The sequence below is a fragment of the Streptosporangium sp. NPDC002721 genome (genome assembly GCF_042888905.1).
Taxonomy (GTDB): domain Bacteria; phylum Actinomycetota; class Actinomycetes; order Streptosporangiales; family Streptosporangiaceae; genus Streptosporangium.
Window position 1 is genome coordinate 282,085 of record NZ_JBIAQI010000006.1, and the last position, 16,911, is coordinate 298,995.

The following is a 16,911-nucleotide window of genomic DNA, read 5'->3' on the forward strand; positions in this document are numbered from 1 at the left end:
AGGCCGGGAAAGGCCCGCCTGGCCGAGCCGGGAGAGACCCGGGGGAAAGTCCCGGTGACCGGACCGGAAGAGGCCGGGAGGAACCAAAGGAAATCCCGCCTTGCCCGACCCGGGGGAACCAAGGGAAATCCCACGTTGCCCGACCCGGGGGAACCAAGGGAAAGCCCGCGTGGCCGAACCCGGGGAACGGGAGGAAAGCCCCCGCGCCCGCGCCGGGGAGCCAGGGGAAAGCCTCCGCGCCCACACCGGGAGTGAAAGGCTAAACCACAGGAAGTTTCACCCATCATTTCTGATATATCCCTCATGTCAGGAAAGAGTTTCTGGTTACCCTTGGACCGTGCCCGTCTACGTGGCCGTGGATCTCGGACCTGAGAGCGGCCGGGTGTTGACCGGCGAATTCGATGGTGAGCGGCTCGCGGTGCGGGAGGTGCACCGCTTCGCCAACCGGCCCGTCCGCGTTCTCGACGGCCTGTACTGGGACGTGCTGGGGCTGCTCACCCAGGCCCGCGGGGGCATCGCGCTGGCCGCCTCCCGGGGACGTCTCACCAGCGTGGGCGTGACCGCCTGGGGCGGCGACTTCGCGCTCCTCGACCGGGCCGGGCGGCTGCTGGCCAACCCCCGCCACCACCTCGACCCCTACACCTCCGGCCTGGCGGGGCTCGTCTCCTGGCAGGACCAGTACGAGCTCACCGGCGTCCGTCCCGGCCCCGGCACCACCGCCTGCCAGCTGCTGGCGCACGCCGGGTCCCCGCTCCTGGACGCGGCCGACCACCTGGCGATGATCCCGGACCTGTTCACGCTCTGGCTGAGCGGCGAGATGCTCGCCGAGCGGACGGTCGCGAGCACCAGCCAGCTGCTGGACGCCAGGACCGGCCGGTGGGCGGACAGCCTCGTCACCCGCCTGGGCCTGCCCCGCCACCTGTTCGCCCACCGGCTCACCGAGCCCGGCACGGTCGCCGGCCCGCTGCGCGGCGGGAGCGGCGAGGACGGCGGGGACGGCGAGACCGGCGGGAACGGCCGCAGGAGCAGGAACGGGAAGGGCCCCGGCGCGCCGCCCCTGGTCGTCGCGGTGGCCGGGCACGACGCCGCCTCCGCCGCCGCCGCGCTCCCCGTCTCCTCCGGCTCGGTCGGCCACATCTCCTGCGGCCCCCGCTCGCTGGCGGGGCTGGAGCTCGACGCGCCGGTCACGAGCCGGGCGGCCAGGCTGGCGGGCTTCACCAACGAGGGCGGCGTCATGGGGACCGTGCGTTTCACCCGTGCCCTCAACGGCCTGCTGCTGCTCCAGGAGTGCCGCAGGGCCTGGGGGGTGCGCGCCTCGTACGCGGACCTGGTCGCCGAGGCCGCCGCGGCGCCCGCGTTCGGCCCGCTGATCGACCCCGGCCACCCGTGGTTCCTCGAACCGGGCGACGTGCCCGCCAGGATCGCGGCCTACTGCCGCTCGACCGGCCAGGTGCCGCCCGCCGATCGCGGGCGAACGGTGCGCTGCGTCCTGGAGAGCCTCGCGTGCTCCTACCGGTGGGCCCTGGAACAGGCCGAGTTCCTCAGCGACCGGCGGGTGGAGGCGGTGCACCTCGTGGGGGGCGGGGCCGCCAGCGACACGCTCTGCGGGCTCGTCGCCGACTTCGCCGGGCGGCCGGTGCTCGCGGGCCCCGTGGAGGCGACCGCGGTGGGGAACCTGCTGGTCCAGGCGATGGCCGACGGCCGCCTCGGCTCCCTCACCGAGCTGCGCGAGGTGGTCCGCCGCTCGTTCAGGCCCCGGCCGTTCTCACCCAGCGCGCGACGGGAGCCGTACGAGATCGCCTACTCCCGCTACCGGCGGCTGATCGGCATCGACGGGTTCCGGAACGGCGCGGAGCCCGAGCCGGGCACCGGGCCCGGGGCCCGTCCGGCCCGTCACGCGGCGTCGGCGCCCCCAGCCGTTTCAGTGGGACTCGCGGGCGACCCCGTCGCCGCTGGAGCCGACGAGGAAGTCGAGGTCGGCACCCCGGTGGGCCTGCATCACATGGTCGACGTAGAGGCGTTCCCAGCCCCGTGACGGCGCGGCGAAGGCCGCCCGCATGGCCTCCGAGGGAAGGCGCGCGGCCAGGTCCTCCGGCGGGATGTCGAGGTCCAGGCGCCTGGCCTCGACGTCCAGGACGATCGGGTCGCCGGTCCGCACCAGGCCGAGCGGGCCGCCCGCCGCGGCCTCGGGCGCCACGTGCAGGACCACCGTGCCGTACGCCGTGCCGCTCATCCGGCCGTCGCAGATCCGCACCATGTCGCGCACCCCGCGCTCCAGGAGCTTGGCCGGCATGGGCATGTTGGCGACCTCGGGCATCCCCGGGTAGCCCTTGGGGCCGCACCCGCGCAGCACGAGCACCGAGGAGGCGTCCACGTCGAGGCCGGGATCGTCGATCCGCGCGTGCATGTCCTCGACGCTGTCGAAGACCAGGGCCCGGCCCCGGTGGCGCATCAGGTCGGGCGAGGCCGCGGCGGGCTTGATCACGGCCCCGGAGGGGGCCAGGTCGCCGTACAGGACCGCGATGCCCGCGGCCTCCTGCAGCGGCTGGTCGCGGGGGCGGATGACGGTCTCGTCCCAGATCCGCGCCTCGTCCAGGTGGTCGGTCAGCGGCCTGCCGGTCACCGTCAGCGCGTCCGGGTCCAGCAGGTCGCGCACCTCGCGCAGCACGGCCAGCAGGCCGCCCGCGCGGTGGAGGTCCTCCATCAGGTGGCGGCCCGCCGGCTGCAGGTCGACCAGGAGCGGCACCCCGGCGCCGGTACGGTCGAAGTCGTCGAGGGAGAGCTCGACGCCGAGGCGGCCCGCGATGGCCAGCAGGTGCACCACCGCGTTGGTGGACCCGCCGACGGCGGCCAGCGCCACGATCGCGTTGAGGAAGGAGCCCCTGGTCAGCAGGGTGCTGGGGCGCAGGTCCCGCTCGACGAGCTCGACGGCGAGCCGCCCGGTCTCGTGAGCGCCCTCCAGCAGGCGGCTGTCGGGGGCGGGCGTGCCCGCCATGCCGGGGATGGTGGTGCCGAGCGCCTCGGCGACGCAGGCCATGGTGGAGGCGGTGCCCATGGTGTTGCAGTGGCCCCTGCTGCGGATCATCGACGACTCCGAGCGCAGGAACGCCTGCTCGCTCAGGGTGCCCGCGCGGACCTCCTCGCTGAGCCGCCACACGTCCGTGCCGCAGCCCAGCTGCACGCCGCGGAAGGTGCCGGTGAGCATGGGCCCGCCGGGGACCACCACGGCGGGCAGGTCGACCGAGGCCGCGGCCATCAGCAGGGACGGGATCGTCTTGTCGCAGCCGCCCAGCAGCACCACGCCGTCGATCGGGTTGGCCCGCAGCATCTCCTCGGTCGCCATCGCGGCCATGTTGCGCCACAGCATCGCGGTGGGCCTGACCAGCGTCTCGCCCAGGGAGACGACCGGCAGGTTCATCGGGACGCCACCTGCTTCCCAGACGCCCCTCTTGACACTCTCGGCCACCTCGTCGAGGTGGGTGTTGCAGGGGGTGAGGTCGGAGGCGGTGTTGGCGATCGCGATGTGCGGGCGGCCGTCGAAGGCGTGCGAGGGCAGCCCGCGCCGCATCCAGGCCCGGTGGATGTAGGCGTTGCGGTCGGTTCCCCCGTACCACTGCGAGCTACGCCTGTCCGCCGTCACGTTCTCAGCCCCATTTGCCGAACGGTAGTCTACGGACCCCGATTCTTGTACCCCCCGGCCTCGCCCGGCGGCGCCGTCTGGAAGGTCCCACCCGTGAGAGCGTTCGTCGTGACCGGGCCCCGCCGCTTCGCCGTGCTGGACGTCGAGCCGCCGGTTCCCGCCCCCGGACAGGTCGTGGTCGACGTGGAGCGGGCCGGGGTGTGCGGCACCGACATGGAGTTCTTCAGCGGCGAGATGGCCTACCTGGAGGAGGCGGACAACGCCCGCTACCCCATGCGGCTCGGTCACGAGTGGTGCGGGACGGTCTCGGCCGTCGGCGAGGGCGTCGACGGCGGCTGGATCGGCACCCGCGTCACCGGCGACACCATGCTCGGCTGCGGCAGGTGCCGCCGCTGCCTGGGCGGGCTGCAGCACGTGTGCGAGGACCGCTTCGAGATCGGCATCCGGGGCGGGTGGCCCGGCGCCCTGGCCGAGAGACTTCCCGTGCCGGTCACGGCGCTGCACGTCCTGCCGGACACGGTCGACGCGGTGGCCGGGGCCATGATCGAGCCGGGCGGCAACGCGCTGCGGGCCGTGGAGGCCGCGGCCCTCGTCCCCGGTGACCGGCTCCTGGTGATGGGTCCGGGGACGATCGGCCTGCTCGCCGCCCGGTTCGCCCTCGCCCACGGGGCGGAGGTCCACGTCCTGGGCCTGTCGGAGCCGTCGCTGGAGTTCGCCCGCACCCTCGGGGTGCACGGGGCCTGGACCTCGGACAGGCTTCCCGATCTCCCGTTCGACGCCGTCATCGACGCCTCCACCTCCCCCGGCCTGCCCTCCTTCGCCGCCGACCTGGTGGAGCCGGGCAAGCGGGTGGTCTACATCGGCCTGTCGTCGACACCCAGCGCCGTCGACACCCGCACTCTGGTGCTCAAGGACGTCACGGCCGTCGGCATCCTGAGCGCCTCGCCCGGCCTGGCGGGGGCGATCGAGCACTACGCCTCGGGCGCGGTGGACCCCCGGCCGCTGGTGGCGGCCGTCGTCGGGCTCGACGAGGTGGGCGAGATCCTCTCCGGCTCCCGCCCGGCGGGGGCAGGCCCCGGCCCCAAGATCCACGTGGACCCCCGGGCCTGACCAGGTCAGGCGCTCACCCGGGCCTGACCCGGTCCGGCGATCTTCCCCGGGCCCGCCCCGCCCATGTTCCGACGGCGGCAAGGCGGCTATCGACCAGCCTGGCCCTGACACTCCCAGGATGACCAGGACACTTCCTGGCCCCGGGCGGCCGGTGGACACTTCGGGATGGCCGGGTGTCCCCGCCCGCCGGCCCGGTTCCGGCCCGTACGACCGCGTGTCGCGAGAGGCTCCGGGACTCCGGCGGGCGTCCGGCCCCGCGTCACGGGAACCACCGAGATCACGAAAAACCGATGAGAGGACCGACAATGCCGACGCCACTACCCGGTGGAAGCCTGGAACTCGCCGAAGACCTCACCCTCAGCCGGGTGGGCTACGGGGCCATGCAGCTCGCGGGCCCCGGTGTCTGGGGACCTCCGCGAGACCGTGAGGAGGCGATCGCGGTGCTGAGGGAGGCGGTCGAGCTGGGGATCACCCACATCGACACCAGCGACTACTACGGCCCGTACGTCGTCAACGAGATCATCCGCGAGGCCCTGCACCCCTACCCGGACGACCTGCGGATCGTCACCAAGGTCGGGGCGCGGCGCGCCCCCGACAAGTCCTGGCCGCCGGCCCTGTCGCGCGAGGAGCTGGTCACCGCCGTCCACGAGAACCTCGAACGCCTCGGGCTCGACGCGCTCGACGTCGTCAACCTCCGGGTCGGCGGGATGACGGACCCCGTCCCCGGCTCGATCGCCGAACCGTTCACCGTGCTCGCGGAGCTGCGGGAGCAGGGCCTCGTCCGGCACCTCGGCGTCAGCGGCGTGTCGCCGGAGCAGCTCGCCGAGGCGCGGTCGATCGCCCCGGTCGTGACGGTGCAGAACTTCTACAACCTGGCCCACCGCGCCGACGACGAGCTCGTCGACCACTGCGCCCGCGAGGGCATCGCCTACACGCCCTTCTTCCCCCTCGGCGGGTTCAGCCCCCTGCAGTCCGGCGTCCTGGACGGCGTCGCCACCCGCCTCGGCGCGACGCCCTTCCAGGTCGCCCTCGCCTGGCTGCTGCGCCGCTCGCCCACCATCCTCCTCATTCCCGGTACGTCGTCGGTGGCCCATCTCCGCGAGAACGTCGCGGGAGCCGGTGTCGAGCTGCCCGCCGACGCCCTCAAGGAGCTCGACGCGATCGGCGGGTGAGCGCGGCCGGGGGATTCTCAGCCCTTCAGGCCGGTGTGGGCCAGGCCCTCGATGAACTGCCGTTGCGCGAGCACGAACACCACCAGCACCGGCAGGGCCGTCATCGAGGCGGCGGCGAGCTGGACGTTCCACATCGGCCCGCCGTAGGCGTCGACGAACTGGGTCAGCGCCTGCGGGAGGGTGAATCTCTCCGGCGAGGAGAGGTACACGATGGGTTCGAGGTAGAGGTTCCAGCTGTGCAGGAACGTGAAGATCGCGACGGCGCCGAGCGCGGGGCGGGCCAGCGGCAGCGCGACCCGGTAGAAGGTGCCGAACCGGCCGAGCCCGTCCACCCGGGCGGCCTCCTCCAGCTCGCCGGGCAGGCTGATGAAGAACTGCCTCATGATGAAGGTGGCCAGCACGCCGGGCGCGCCGAGGATCGGCACCAGGATCAGCGGCCAGTGGGTGTCGGTCAGCCCGAGCCCGTGGAACATCTGGAACAGCGGGACGATCGTGACCTCGCTCGGGATGAGCAACCCGAGCAGCACGACGACGAAGAGCACGTTCTGGCCGGGGAAGCGGATGCGCGCGAAGGCGTACCCGGCCATGGCGGCCACCGCCATCGTGCCAGCCGTGACGATCAGGGCGATGTAGAGGCTGTTGAAGTACTGGCCCGCGAAGGGCTGCAGCTCGAAGACCTGCCCGTAGGCCGAGAAGTCCCAGTCGGCGGGCAGCAGCCTCGGCGGGAAGGCGAAGATCTCACTGACCGGCTTGAGGGACGAGGTCACCATCCACCAGGTCGGGAAGACGAACGGCACGCACAACACGCACAGCAGGCCGTACAGGAGCGTCTTCAGCCGTACCGGTATCTCACGTTTCATTGAAGACCCACCTTCTGCGCATCCGCCACTGCACGACGGTGAGCAGCGCCACGATCGCGAACAGCAGGACCGACAGCGTCGCGCCGTACCCGAAGTGATGGAACTGGAAAGCCTGCTGGTACAGGTAGTAGACGAGAACGGTCGTCGACATGCCGGGCCCGCCCTGGGTGAGCACCGCGATCTGCGCGAACACCTGCAGCGACCCCACCACGGTGATGATCGAGGTGAGCAGGATGGTCGGGCTGATCAGGGGGACGGTGATCCGCAGGAAGCGGGTCCACGCCCCGGCGCCGTCCAGCTCGGCGGCCTCGTAGAGCTGGGCGGGCACCCCCTGGAGGGCGGCCAGGAACAGCACCATGTTGAGGCCGACGTTCTTGAGGACCTGGACGACGATCACCGAGAGCATCGCCGTGCCCTCGCCGCGCAGCCAGTTGGGGCCGTCGACCCCGGCGGCGGCGAGCAGGCCGTTGAGACCGCCGTCGTCCTGCAGCAGGAACTGCCACACGATCGTCCAGGCGACCAGCGAGACCACCACGGGCGAGAAGAACACCGTACGGAAGAAGGTGGTCCCGCGCAGCCGCTGGTTGAGCAGGATCGCCAGGACCAGGGCGAGGCCGAGGTTGAGCACGACCAGGCCGACGGAGAACAGGGCGGTCCCGCCCAGCACCTCGCGCAGGTTGGCGTCGGCGAGCAGCTTGTCGTAGTTCTCCCCGCCGACGAACTCGAAGGTCCCGGCCAGCACGTTCCACTCGTGGAGGCTGTACCACAGGACGAGCCCGAGCGGCAGGAGCACGAACAGCAGGCTGCCGAGGAGCTGAGGGGCGACGAGCAGGTATCCGACCAGGTTGTCGCGGCGGCGCACGGTCCAGAACGCCCGGCCCCCGCCGTTCCGGGAGACCCGGCGAACCGGACCGCCGTCCCCGGCGCCCCCCGTGCTCCCCGCGGCCCGATCACCGCTGTCCACGATCCGATCACCGCCCTCCGCGGCCCGCCCGCCGGGGGCCGGCCGGGCGTCGGCCCGGCCGGTCACCGCGGATCCGGGGTGTGACGCGGCCACGTCACGCGCCCAGCATCGGCTGGATCTTGGCGCACACGCCGCCCAGCACGGCCCTGACGTCGGCGCCGGGCTGCCAGAGCGGGTCGAGCGCGGCCCGCACGGTCTGCGACAGCTCAGCCTGGCCGGTGTGGTTGGGCTTCACGACGCCCTTCTCGATGCCGCCGATCACGACCTTCTGCAGCTGGTCGGGCTTGAGCAGCGGGTTGCTCTTCGCCATGGTGTCCGCGGTGAGCTGGGAGGCCCGGGGCGGCGGGAAGTAGGCGGCGAGCCTGGCCGAGTTGGCGGGGTTGGTGAAGAAGGCGAGGAAGTCGGTGGCCGCCGCGGCGTTGGCGGACTTCTTGAAGACGCCCAGGCCCGCCTGGCCGATCACCGAGTACTCGCCCTTGGGCCCGGCGGGCAGCGGGACCAGGTCCCAGCCGAACTTCGCGTCCTGCAGGAGCGAGGCGCGGGAGATCTGGGTGATGGTCATCGCCGAGTCGCCCGCGAAGAAGTCGGCCGTGGTGCCGGGGCCGGGGAAGGCCTTGTCCGTGAAGATCGACTTGTGCAGGAACGTCATCGCCTCGACCATCTCGGGGCTGTCGAACCCGCAGGTCTTCCCGTCCTCGCTCCAGGCCCGCGCGCCCCAGCCGCCCCACACCGTGGCGAGGTTGTCCCAGCCCTTGTAGTCGAAGTCACGGACGACCATGCCCGCCTTGCCGGTCTCGGCCGCGACCGCGGCGTTCTGGGCGGCGACCTTCTCCCAGGTCCAGGTGCCATCCTCGATCATCTCGGCGGGGGTCTTCTGGCCCGCCTTCTTGAGCAGGTCGGTGTTGACGAACACCCCGAACGGCGAGGTGGAGAACGGGTAGGCGTACAGCTTGCCCTCGGCCTGCCAGAGCTTGACGGCCGAGGGGGTGAGGTCGTCGAACTCGTACCCCTGGGCCTTGCCCAGCGTCTCGTCGAGCGGCGCGAGCGCGCCGGAGGAGACGAAGTCGGGCGCGGAGCTCTCCAGGATCCAGGCCAGGTCGGGGGCGTTGCCTCCGGCGATCTGGGTGGTCAGGGTGGTGGTGTAGCTCTCGAAGGGGATGGGGTCGAACTTGATCTCGCCGACCTCGGGATGGGTCTTCCTGTACTCGGCGGCGATCTCGTCGAACAGCTTCAGGTGGGCCTCGTTGGAGGTCCAGATCGTCATGCGCAGCGGCTGCGGGCCCTGCGCGGCGGGAGCCTCGCCTCCCCCGCCGCACGCCGTCAGGGTGAGCAGCGCCGCCAGCGCGACGGCCGCGGGCTTTCCGAATGGTCTCATGGTCCGATCTCCTTGCTGGGAATCCCCCGGCGGTCGTGGTGGGTGACCGGTCGCCCGTCCGGTCGGTGCCGCTCGCGCGGCCGGTGGCCGGTCAGTAACCGGCCACCTGCGGCCAGCGCAGCTCGACGCCGTCGCGGGTCAGCCGCCGCTGGAAGTCGGCGAGCAGGCCCTCGTCCTCGCGTACGGCGTGCGGGGTGGTGGCGTTGTCCAGGCAGAAGGCGGCGAGGGCGCCCGCGGCCTCGCCGACGTTCCACTCCACCGGGTGCAGCCGGTAGGCCCCGTTGGTGATGTGGGTGGTGCCGATGTTCTTGGACGCGGGCAGCAGGTTGGTCATCCGCTGCGGTACGAGCGCGCCGAGAGGGATCTCGAACGGCGAGCTCGCCACGTCGATGTAGTTGTCGCCCCCCGTGGAGGGGTGCAGGTCGATGCGGTACATCCCCACCCCGACGGAGTCGGCGTAGCTCACCGCGCCCTTGTCGCCGCGCACCGCGAGCGACAGGTCCTGCTCGGCCACGGTGTACAGGGCGCGGACGCGGCGCGACTCGCGGATGTAGGGGGCCTGGGCCAGCCCGCCCTCGCCGCCGCCGGTGACGTCGCCGCGCAGGCGCAGGCCGGGGAAACCGGTCCCGCCGTCGGCGCGCGGCGCCTCGGTCTGCATCCAGTACAGCACCGAGCGCGACAGCTCCCGGGCGGCGGCCACGTGCGCGGCGGCGTCCGGCACGTCGATGACCGGGCCCTCCAGGTAGTCGATCATCGGCCAGTTGACCAGCGTGATGTCGCTGTCGTAGGCGCCGTCGGCGAAGTTGCGGCGCGCGGCGATCCTGCGGAACGTCCACAGGTTCGCGTCGCCGGGGTTGAGCCGCTGGTCGGCCTCCACCAGCAGCGGGTCGTCGTCGGGGTTGGGGGTGAAGGAGCGTTCCACGATCTCCAGCGTCCTGGGGTGCGGGCAGCGCCAGGACAGCAGCCGGTCGCCCCAGAAGTCGGGCTGGTAGCTCCTCCAGAACTCGTAGGCGGCGGGTCTGTCGATGGTGTGGTCGCCGTCGACGTGGTCGATCGCGAAGCACACCGAGACGGCCTGCATGTTCATCGGCTGGGCCTCGGCGGGCGCGCTCGGCTCGCCGGTGTCGCCCTGCGACTCGAACCCCGTCACGTACTCGGTGCCGGTCAGCGGCAGCAGCTCGCCCGTCTCGGTGGCGTCCAGCACGTACGGCGCGACGGCCGTGACCTCCCCGCCCCCGTCCCGGTGCTCCAGGCGCACGGCCCGCACCCGGTCGCCGTCGACCTCCGCGCCGACCGGTCGGTACGGCTGCAGCACGCGCAGCCGCCCCGAACCCCGATAGGGCGCGAGCATGGCCTCGATCACCGCGACCGCGACACGCGGCTCGTGGCACAGGCGGCTCACGTGCCCGGCGCCCGGGTTCAGCTCCCGCCAGGCCCGCGACCGCGCGGTCAGCGGGTAGTGGTCGCGGTAGTAGCCGCGGATGCCCTCGCGCAGCGCCCGGTAGGAGGCCGTGACGCCGAACCGCTCCACCCAGGAGTGCTCGTCGGGCGGCACGGCCTGGCTGGTCAGTTGCCCGCCGAGCCAGTCGTACTCCTCGGTCAGGATCACGGTGCGCCCGGCCCGCAGCAGCGCCAGGGCGGCGGCGACGCCGCCCAGCCCGCCGCCGACGACCACCGCGTCCGCCGATATCTCCACCACGTCGGGGGTCTCTCCCATCATCGTCGTTCTCACTGCCTTCTCGCCGTTCCCGGCGCTCTCGCCGCTCTTGGTGGTCTCGTCGCTCGATCAGTCGCGGGCCGGGGCGAGCGTGGATCCCTCGACCAGCTCGCAGGCCAGCAGCTCCTGCGGCGTCCCCCCTCCGCTCTCCAGCAGTTCCGCCAGCAGCTCGACGGCCCTGCGGCCCATCTCCTGCCGGGGGATGCGGAACCCGGTGAGGTCGACGTCGACCCGGACGGGCCTGGTCGGGGCGCCCAGCGCGAGGATCGACAGGTCGCCGGGGACCGACAGGCCCCGCTCGCCCGCCGCGTGCACGATCGCCACGGCGTCGGCGGGCTCCTCGACGAAGGCCGCCGTCACCCCGGTGCCCGTCAGCTCCCCCAGGATCTCCTCGGGGGTCCTGCCGGTCACCGGCACGTGCGACCCCTCGGCCCCGACGGCGGCCACCGCCTCACGGAAGCCGCGCATGCGGTCGGCCGGCGACTCGGCGCCCGCCCCGGTGCCGACGTAGGCCAGCCTCCGGTGGCCGAGCCCCGCCGCCCGGTCGACCAGGGCACGCACCGCGGGCGAGTAGTCGGCGCCCACGTACGGCACCGGGCCCCCCGCGTCGTCGCGGCGGCCGATGGAGACGAAGGGGATGCCCTCCGCCAGCAGCCGGGCCAGGTCGTCGCGGTCGACGGCGCGCCCGAGCAGCACGCAGCCGTCGGCCAGCCGCACCCGGCTGTCCTCGTTGAAGATCCGGCGCCGCTCCCCCGCGGCCTTGGCGCTGGTGAACAGCAGCAGGTCCCAGCCCATCTCCTCGGCGCACTCCTCGATGCCGAGCAGGAAGGGGTGGTAGAAGTCGGCGCTCGCGGTCGGGAAGACCGCCTCGTAGGTGAAGACACCCAGGATGCGGTTGCGCCGCTCGGCGAGCCGCCGGGCGACGGGGTCGGCGACGTATCCGGTCTCCCTGATCACCCTCAGCACCCGCTCGCGCGTCTCGGGGGCGATGCGCACCTCGGCGTCGGTCCGGTTGTTGAGGACGAGCGACACCGTCGTCTGGCTCACCCCCGCGATGCGGGCGATGTCCTGCTGGGTGAGTCGGCGGCCGGGGGAGGTCACGATCCGTAGCGTCCCATCTGGTGATAATGCGCATTAGCGAGGTTGGGACGTCATCCTGCAATCCGCCACCGGATCCTGTCAAGGGGTGCGGGCCAGGATCATGAAATGGAAATCAAGCCGGTGATAATCCGTATTAGCACCTTGACGGACGGGCGCGGCTGACCGAACCTTTGCGATCAGAGAGACGTCCTCACCATCACTCACGGTGAAAGTTGTCGCGAAGGGACAGTCAATGTCTGAACCCCTCATGGACCGCCGCGGACTCCTGCGCGCGGCGGTCGGCGCCGGCGTGGCCGGCGGCCTCGGGCTCGCCCTCCCCGGCACGGCCACGGCGGCGATCACGGGAGCCGCCGCACTGGGACCCGCCGGGTTTCCTTCGTACCGGTACATCGGCACGCCGTTCGACAAGGCGAGCCTGCGCTACAACCCGACCAACGAGCTGATCTTCCCCTGCGTCCGGGGCATGTACGACAAGATCGCGAGCCCGCTGGGGCGCTACTACCTCTACTACGCCCCGCACGACCGGCCGGGCGGCATCTGCCTGGCCTACGGCGACTCGCTCGGCGGCCCGTTCACCGAGTACCCGAACAACCCGATCATCCCCAACACCTGGTCACCGCACTACTCGGTCAGCCACGTCTCGTCGCCGCACATCATCTGGAACGCCGCCGACCGGCGGTTCCGCATGTACTTCCACGGCGAGAACAACACCACCCGGATGGCCTGGTCGACCGACGGCGTGCGCTTCACCTACCACGGCACGGTGCTGACCACCGCGGCGATCCCCGGGTCGACGGAGACCTCCTACGCCCGGGTCTTCGAGCACGCGGTCCCGGGGCTGGGCAACAAATACGTCATGGTCTTCATGGGCGTCACCGGCGGCTCCCGCAAGATCTTCTGGGGCTGGTCCTCCAACGGCGAGGGCTGGCAGTTCGACCCGACCCCGCTGGTCTCGCCCGGCCCCGACGGGCAGAGCGACCTGTCCGGGCCCCACCTGCTCAAGCGCAACGGCACCGCGTACGTCGTCTACCACGGCAACAGCGGGAACATGTTCCTCACCGAGGTCGGCAACGCCTTCGACCGGGAGGTCCACCTCGGCGTCTTCCACCGGCCCCTGACCGGCGCCCCCGACAACCGCCGCAGCGCGGCGCCCTCCTTCGGCACCGACGGCGGCGTGGAGTACATGTTCTACGAGGCGGGCCAGCGGAGCGGGTCGACGATCGCCGTCGCCCGCGCGATCTAAGCCGGAACACGCGCCCCGGACGCTCTCGGGAAAGAACCTCTCCCGAGAGCGGAGGGGCCTTCCCGCCGTGGCGGTGGGAGCATGAGGGTATGAACGTGGTGGTGCTGTCCGACACCCACGCGCCCCGGCGGTGGAAGTCGTGTCCGCCGGCCGTGGCCGGGCACCTGCGGGGCGCGGACCTGATCCTGCACGCGGGTGACGTCTGCGTCGCCGGGGTCCTGGACGAGCTCGCCGCCTACGCCCCGGTGCGCGCGGTCAAGGGCAACAACGACGGGCCGGACGTGGTGGCCCCCGAGACGCTGGAGCTGGATCTCGGCGGGCTGCGGGTGGCGATGATCCACGACAGCGGCGCGGCCCAGGGGCGGCTCGCCCGGATGCGGCGCCGTTTCCCCGGGGCCGACCTGGTGGTGTTCGGGCACTCCCACATACCGCTGGACCACGAGGACGACGGGTTTCGCATCTTCAACCCCGGGTCGCCCACCGACCGCCGCCGCCAGCCCCACGGCACCCTGGGCACGCTGCGCGTCGAGGAGGGCCGCCTCGTCGAGGCGAGGATCGTCCCCGTCACCTGACCTCCCCCCGGCGAACGCGCCGCCCTTCGCTTCCCCGGCCGACGCGCCCGGCCCGCGACGCGTCATCCTCGCCGGTGGCCGATTTCTCACCTTCCATCGGGGTACGTGGCACGGTATACACGTGTTACGCACCGGTTAATTGCTCTTCGCGACAAATAAAGCAGCGAGCACCACGGCAACCAGCGCGGCGGCGCGCGCCTTGCCTGACTTACCCCCCAGGTCAGGAAAGGACCTCCATGTCACAACGTTCTCGACTCTGGAACCGGCGGCTCGTCCGGCGTGGCCTGGCGACCGCCGTGGCCACGATGGTCGGCGCGGCCATGCTCGTTCCCACCGCGGCCCAGGCCGCCGACCCCGCCTACCAGGTGCTGGTCTTCTCCAAGACGGCCGGCTTCCGTCACGACTCGATCCCCGCGGGCCTCCAGGCGATCCGCGACCTGGGATCCTCCAACAACTTCACCGTCACGGCCACCGAGGACGCGGGAGCCTTCACCACGTCCAACCTGGCGCGCTTCAAGGCGGTGGTGTTCCTCAGCACCACCGGTGACGTGCTCAACGGCACCCAGCAGAGCGCCTTCGAGTCCTACGTCAACGGGGGCGGCGGTTACGTCGGCATCCACGCCGCCGCCGACACCGAGTACGACTGGCCGTACTACGGCAACCTGGCGGGCGCCTGGTTCAAGGGGCACCCGGCCATCCAGCAGGCGACGGTCCGGACCGAGGACCGCGCGCACGCGGCCACCGCCCACCTGGGGGCGACCTGGTCGAGAAGCGACGAGTGGTACAACTACCGCACCAACCCTCGCAACAGCGCGCGAGTGCTGCAGAACCTGGACGAGGGCAGCTACAGCGGCGGCGACATGGGCGACCACCCGATCACCTGGTGCCGTCCGATCGCGTCCGGGCGCTCGTTCTACACCGGGCTCGGGCACACGGCGAGCTCGTACACCGAGGCGGGCTTCCGGTCGCTGCTGCTCGGCGGCATCCGGTACGCGGCCGGGACGGCCAAGGCCGACTGCCGCCCGGAGACCGGCTACACGAGCCTGTACAACGGCTCGACCACCGGCTGGACGCAGAGCGGCCCCGGCGGTTTCACCAACACCGACGCCACCCTCACCTCCACCGGGGGCATGGGCGTGCTGTGGTACTCGGCGAAGAAGTACTTCTCCTACTCGCTGAAGCTGGACTGGCAGGTAGCCGGGGACGACAACTCGGGCGTCTTCGTGGGCATGTCGGCCTCCGACCCCACGAACACCTCCAAGGGGTACGAGGTCCAGATCGACGCCACCGACGCGGTCGACCGCACCACCGGGTCCATCTACGCGATCAAGGCCGCCGACGTCGCGGCCCGCGACGCGGCCCTGAACCCGCCGGGCGCGTGGAACACCTACGAGCTCCTCGTCCAGGGCGAGCGGCTCCAGGTCTTCCTCAACGGCGTCAGGATCAACGACTTCACCAACACCGACCCGGCCCGCAGCATCCGCGAGGGGCACATCGGCATCCAGAACCACGGCACGGGCGACGACGTCTCCTTCCGCAACGTCCGGATCAAGGAGCTGGGCGGCACCGGCCCGATCCAGACCACGGCCGAGGCGGAGTCCTACACCTCCAACTCGGGCGTGCAGATCGCCGACCACGGCCCGGCCAGCGGCGGCAGGACGGCCGGGTTCATCGAGAACGGCGACTGGGTCGGCTACTCCTCGATCAGCACGGCGGGCGCCACCGCCTTCGGCGCCCGCATCTCCTCCGCCGGGTCGGGCGGCACCATCCAGGTCCGCTCGGGATCGGCCACCGGGACCGTCCTCGGCTCGGTCTCCGTACCGAACACCGGGGGCTGGGAGACCTTCCAGAACGTCTCCACCCCGCTGACCGGGCCGGCCTCGGGGCCGCTGTTCCTCACCTTCACCGGGGGCGGCGGGTTCCTGTTCGACGTCGACACCATCACCCTCACCCGGTGAGCCACGGCTCGTGGCGCGCCACCCCGGCGCGCCACGAGCCCCGGCCCCGCCTCACGGGTCCTCCGCCGTGACCGTCAGGACACCACGTCGGCGAGACGGTCGACCTGGTCGGCGTCGCGGGCCCAGCAGTAGAGCATCACCTCGTCGGCGCCGAGGTCCGTGAACGCGGTGATCGCCTCGCGGATCCGCTCCGGCGTGGTGAGCATGTTCTCGACGACCCGGGTGGTGTCGCCCAGGAAGCCGTAGTAGGAGGTGATCTCCTCCGTGGCGTCCCGGACGGTGTCCTCGGGGCCGAGGGCGACGTTGGCCTGCGCGACGATGCGAGGCCGTCCGGGCCGTCCCTCCTGGGTCCAGCACCTCTCGACGTCGCGCATGAGCTGGCCGGCCATGCCGGCGGGCGCGGCGCACAGGTAGCCGTCCCCCCAGCGGGCGACGCGCTCCAGGGCCGCGGGCGCGAAGGCGCCGATCAGGATCTCCGGACCGCCCTCGCGGACGGGGGCCGGGCCGATCGGGCCGACCTCCTCGCTGTAGCGCCCGCCGGACCAGACGCGCCGCAGCGTCGCCAGCTGCCGGTCGAGCCGGTGCCCGCGACCCCGGACGTCGACCCCCGCCGCGAGATAGTCGTCCTGGCGCGTCCCGATCCCGACGCCGAGGGTGAACCGGCCGCCGGACATGAGATCCAGGGTCGCGGCCTGCTTGGCGAGCAGCGCCGACTCGCGAAGGGGACCGAGCAGCACCTCGGTCTGTACGCGGATCCGCGAGGTGGCCCCCGCGATGGCCGCCAGCGTGACCAGGGGCTCGGGGTTCGCGTAGACGAGGCGGTCGAGCAGGCCGAGGGTGGTGAAGGGACCGGCGTCGGCGCGCCGGGCCCAGGAGAGCAGCGACGACGGATCGCCGATGGGCAGGCCAAGACCTACGTTCATGGAATCCAACCTCCAGAAGGGCACGCGGAAAGAACTGCCGCCCCTCCAGCACCGGGCACGGTCACCGTGCGCGGCACGCTCCCTTACTGCGACGTCTTTCCGGGGAGCGCGATCCTTGGAGTGCCACAATTCTACCCGCCGCCGCCTCCCGGGCCCCGCCGGCCTCCCCCACCCCACGCTCAGCCCCGCACGGAACCCACGGGGACGCCCGCCCACGCACCCTCCCCCACCCCACGTTCGGACCCGCACGGAACCCACGAGGACGCCCGCCCGCGC

13 protein-coding genes are annotated in these 16,911 nt (G+C 72.2%); 6 read left to right on the forward strand and 7 right to left on the reverse strand.

The features are described from left to right. Nucleotides 1-337 precede the first annotated feature (337 nt). Entirely contained in the window at nucleotides 338-2,035 is a 1,698-nt protein-coding gene (locus ACFYWM_RS10475) for a rhamnulokinase family protein (protein ID WP_389911771.1), read from the forward strand. Here ACFYWM_RS10475 and ACFYWM_RS10480 read toward each other — a convergent pair. Continuing rightward, a complete protein-coding gene (locus ACFYWM_RS10480) occupies nucleotides 1,922-3,640 on the reverse strand; it encodes an IlvD/Edd family dehydratase (protein ID WP_389911773.1) in 1,719 nt (572 codons plus the stop codon). The genes ACFYWM_RS10475 and ACFYWM_RS10480 overlap by 114 nt on opposite strands. 93 nt (nucleotides 3,641-3,733) lie before the next feature. Between ACFYWM_RS10480 and ACFYWM_RS10485 the strand changes: the two genes are divergently transcribed. Further along, a complete protein-coding gene (locus ACFYWM_RS10485; protein ID WP_389911776.1) occupies nucleotides 3,734-4,750 on the forward strand; it encodes a zinc-binding dehydrogenase in 1,017 nt (338 codons plus the stop codon). 305 nt (nucleotides 4,751-5,055) lie between these two features. Continuing rightward, entirely contained in the window at nucleotides 5,056-5,922 is an 867-nt protein-coding gene (locus tag ACFYWM_RS10490) for an oxidoreductase (protein WP_389911779.1), read from the forward strand. Between the two features lie 17 nt (nucleotides 5,923-5,939). On the opposite strand, the gene ACFYWM_RS10495 is transcribed toward ACFYWM_RS10490, so the two are convergent. The 5 genes from ACFYWM_RS10495 to ACFYWM_RS10515 all read right to left on the reverse strand — a co-directional run bounded on the left by ACFYWM_RS10495 (nucleotide 5,940) and on the right by ACFYWM_RS10515 (nucleotide 11,939). Continuing rightward, entirely contained in the window at nucleotides 5,940-6,782 is an 843-nt protein-coding gene (locus tag ACFYWM_RS10495; protein WP_389911782.1) for a carbohydrate ABC transporter permease, read from the reverse strand. Beyond that, on the reverse strand, nucleotides 6,772-7,839 hold the full coding sequence (locus tag ACFYWM_RS10500) for a carbohydrate ABC transporter permease (RefSeq protein ID WP_389911785.1): 1,068 nt from the start codon (nucleotides 7,837-7,839) through the stop codon (nucleotides 6,772-6,774). The genes ACFYWM_RS10495 and ACFYWM_RS10500 overlap by 11 nt, the downstream gene beginning before the upstream one ends. A 1-nt stretch (nucleotide 7,840) precedes the next feature. Then, on the reverse strand, nucleotides 7,841-9,121 hold the full coding sequence (locus tag ACFYWM_RS10505; RefSeq protein WP_389911788.1) for an ABC transporter substrate-binding protein: 1,281 nt from the start codon (nucleotides 9,119-9,121) through the stop codon (nucleotides 7,841-7,843). A 91-nt stretch (nucleotides 9,122-9,212) separates the two neighbouring features. Continuing rightward, entirely contained in the window at nucleotides 9,213-10,853 is a 1,641-nt protein-coding gene (locus tag ACFYWM_RS10510; protein WP_389911791.1) for an FAD-dependent oxidoreductase, read from the reverse strand. Nucleotides 10,854-10,907: 54 nt separating this feature from the next. Then, complete coding sequence (locus ACFYWM_RS10515) at nucleotides 10,908-11,939, reverse strand: LacI family DNA-binding transcriptional regulator (protein WP_389911794.1); 1,032 nt, start codon at nucleotides 11,937-11,939, stop codon at nucleotides 10,908-10,910. Between the two features lie 232 nt (nucleotides 11,940-12,171). On the opposite strand from ACFYWM_RS10515, the gene ACFYWM_RS10520 reads away from it, so the two are divergent. From ACFYWM_RS10520 to ACFYWM_RS10530, 3 genes are all read left to right on the forward strand, one after another. Beyond that, the gene (locus tag ACFYWM_RS10520; protein WP_389911798.1) at nucleotides 12,172-13,182 is read left to right on the forward strand and encodes a hypothetical protein; all 1,011 of its coding nucleotides are present in this window, start codon (nucleotides 12,172-12,174) and stop codon (nucleotides 13,180-13,182) included. 89 nt (nucleotides 13,183-13,271) lie between these two features. Continuing rightward, entirely contained in the window at nucleotides 13,272-13,754 is a 483-nt protein-coding gene (locus ACFYWM_RS10525; RefSeq protein ID WP_389911801.1) for a metallophosphoesterase family protein, read from the forward strand. Between the two features lie 236 nt (nucleotides 13,755-13,990). Beyond that, complete coding sequence (locus tag ACFYWM_RS10530; protein ID WP_389911804.1) at nucleotides 13,991-15,712, forward strand: ThuA domain-containing protein; 1,722 nt, start codon at nucleotides 13,991-13,993, stop codon at nucleotides 15,710-15,712. A gap of 74 nt (nucleotides 15,713-15,786) precedes the next feature. Here the strand turns inward: ACFYWM_RS10530 and ACFYWM_RS10535 are convergent, their stop codons facing one another. After that, nucleotides 15,787-16,635 carry an LLM class flavin-dependent oxidoreductase gene (locus ACFYWM_RS10535; protein WP_389911806.1) on the reverse strand — a complete coding sequence of 283 codons (849 nt, stop codon included), beginning with the start codon at nucleotides 16,633-16,635 and terminating at the stop codon, nucleotides 15,787-15,789. Nucleotides 16,636-16,911: the final 276 nt, after the last annotated feature.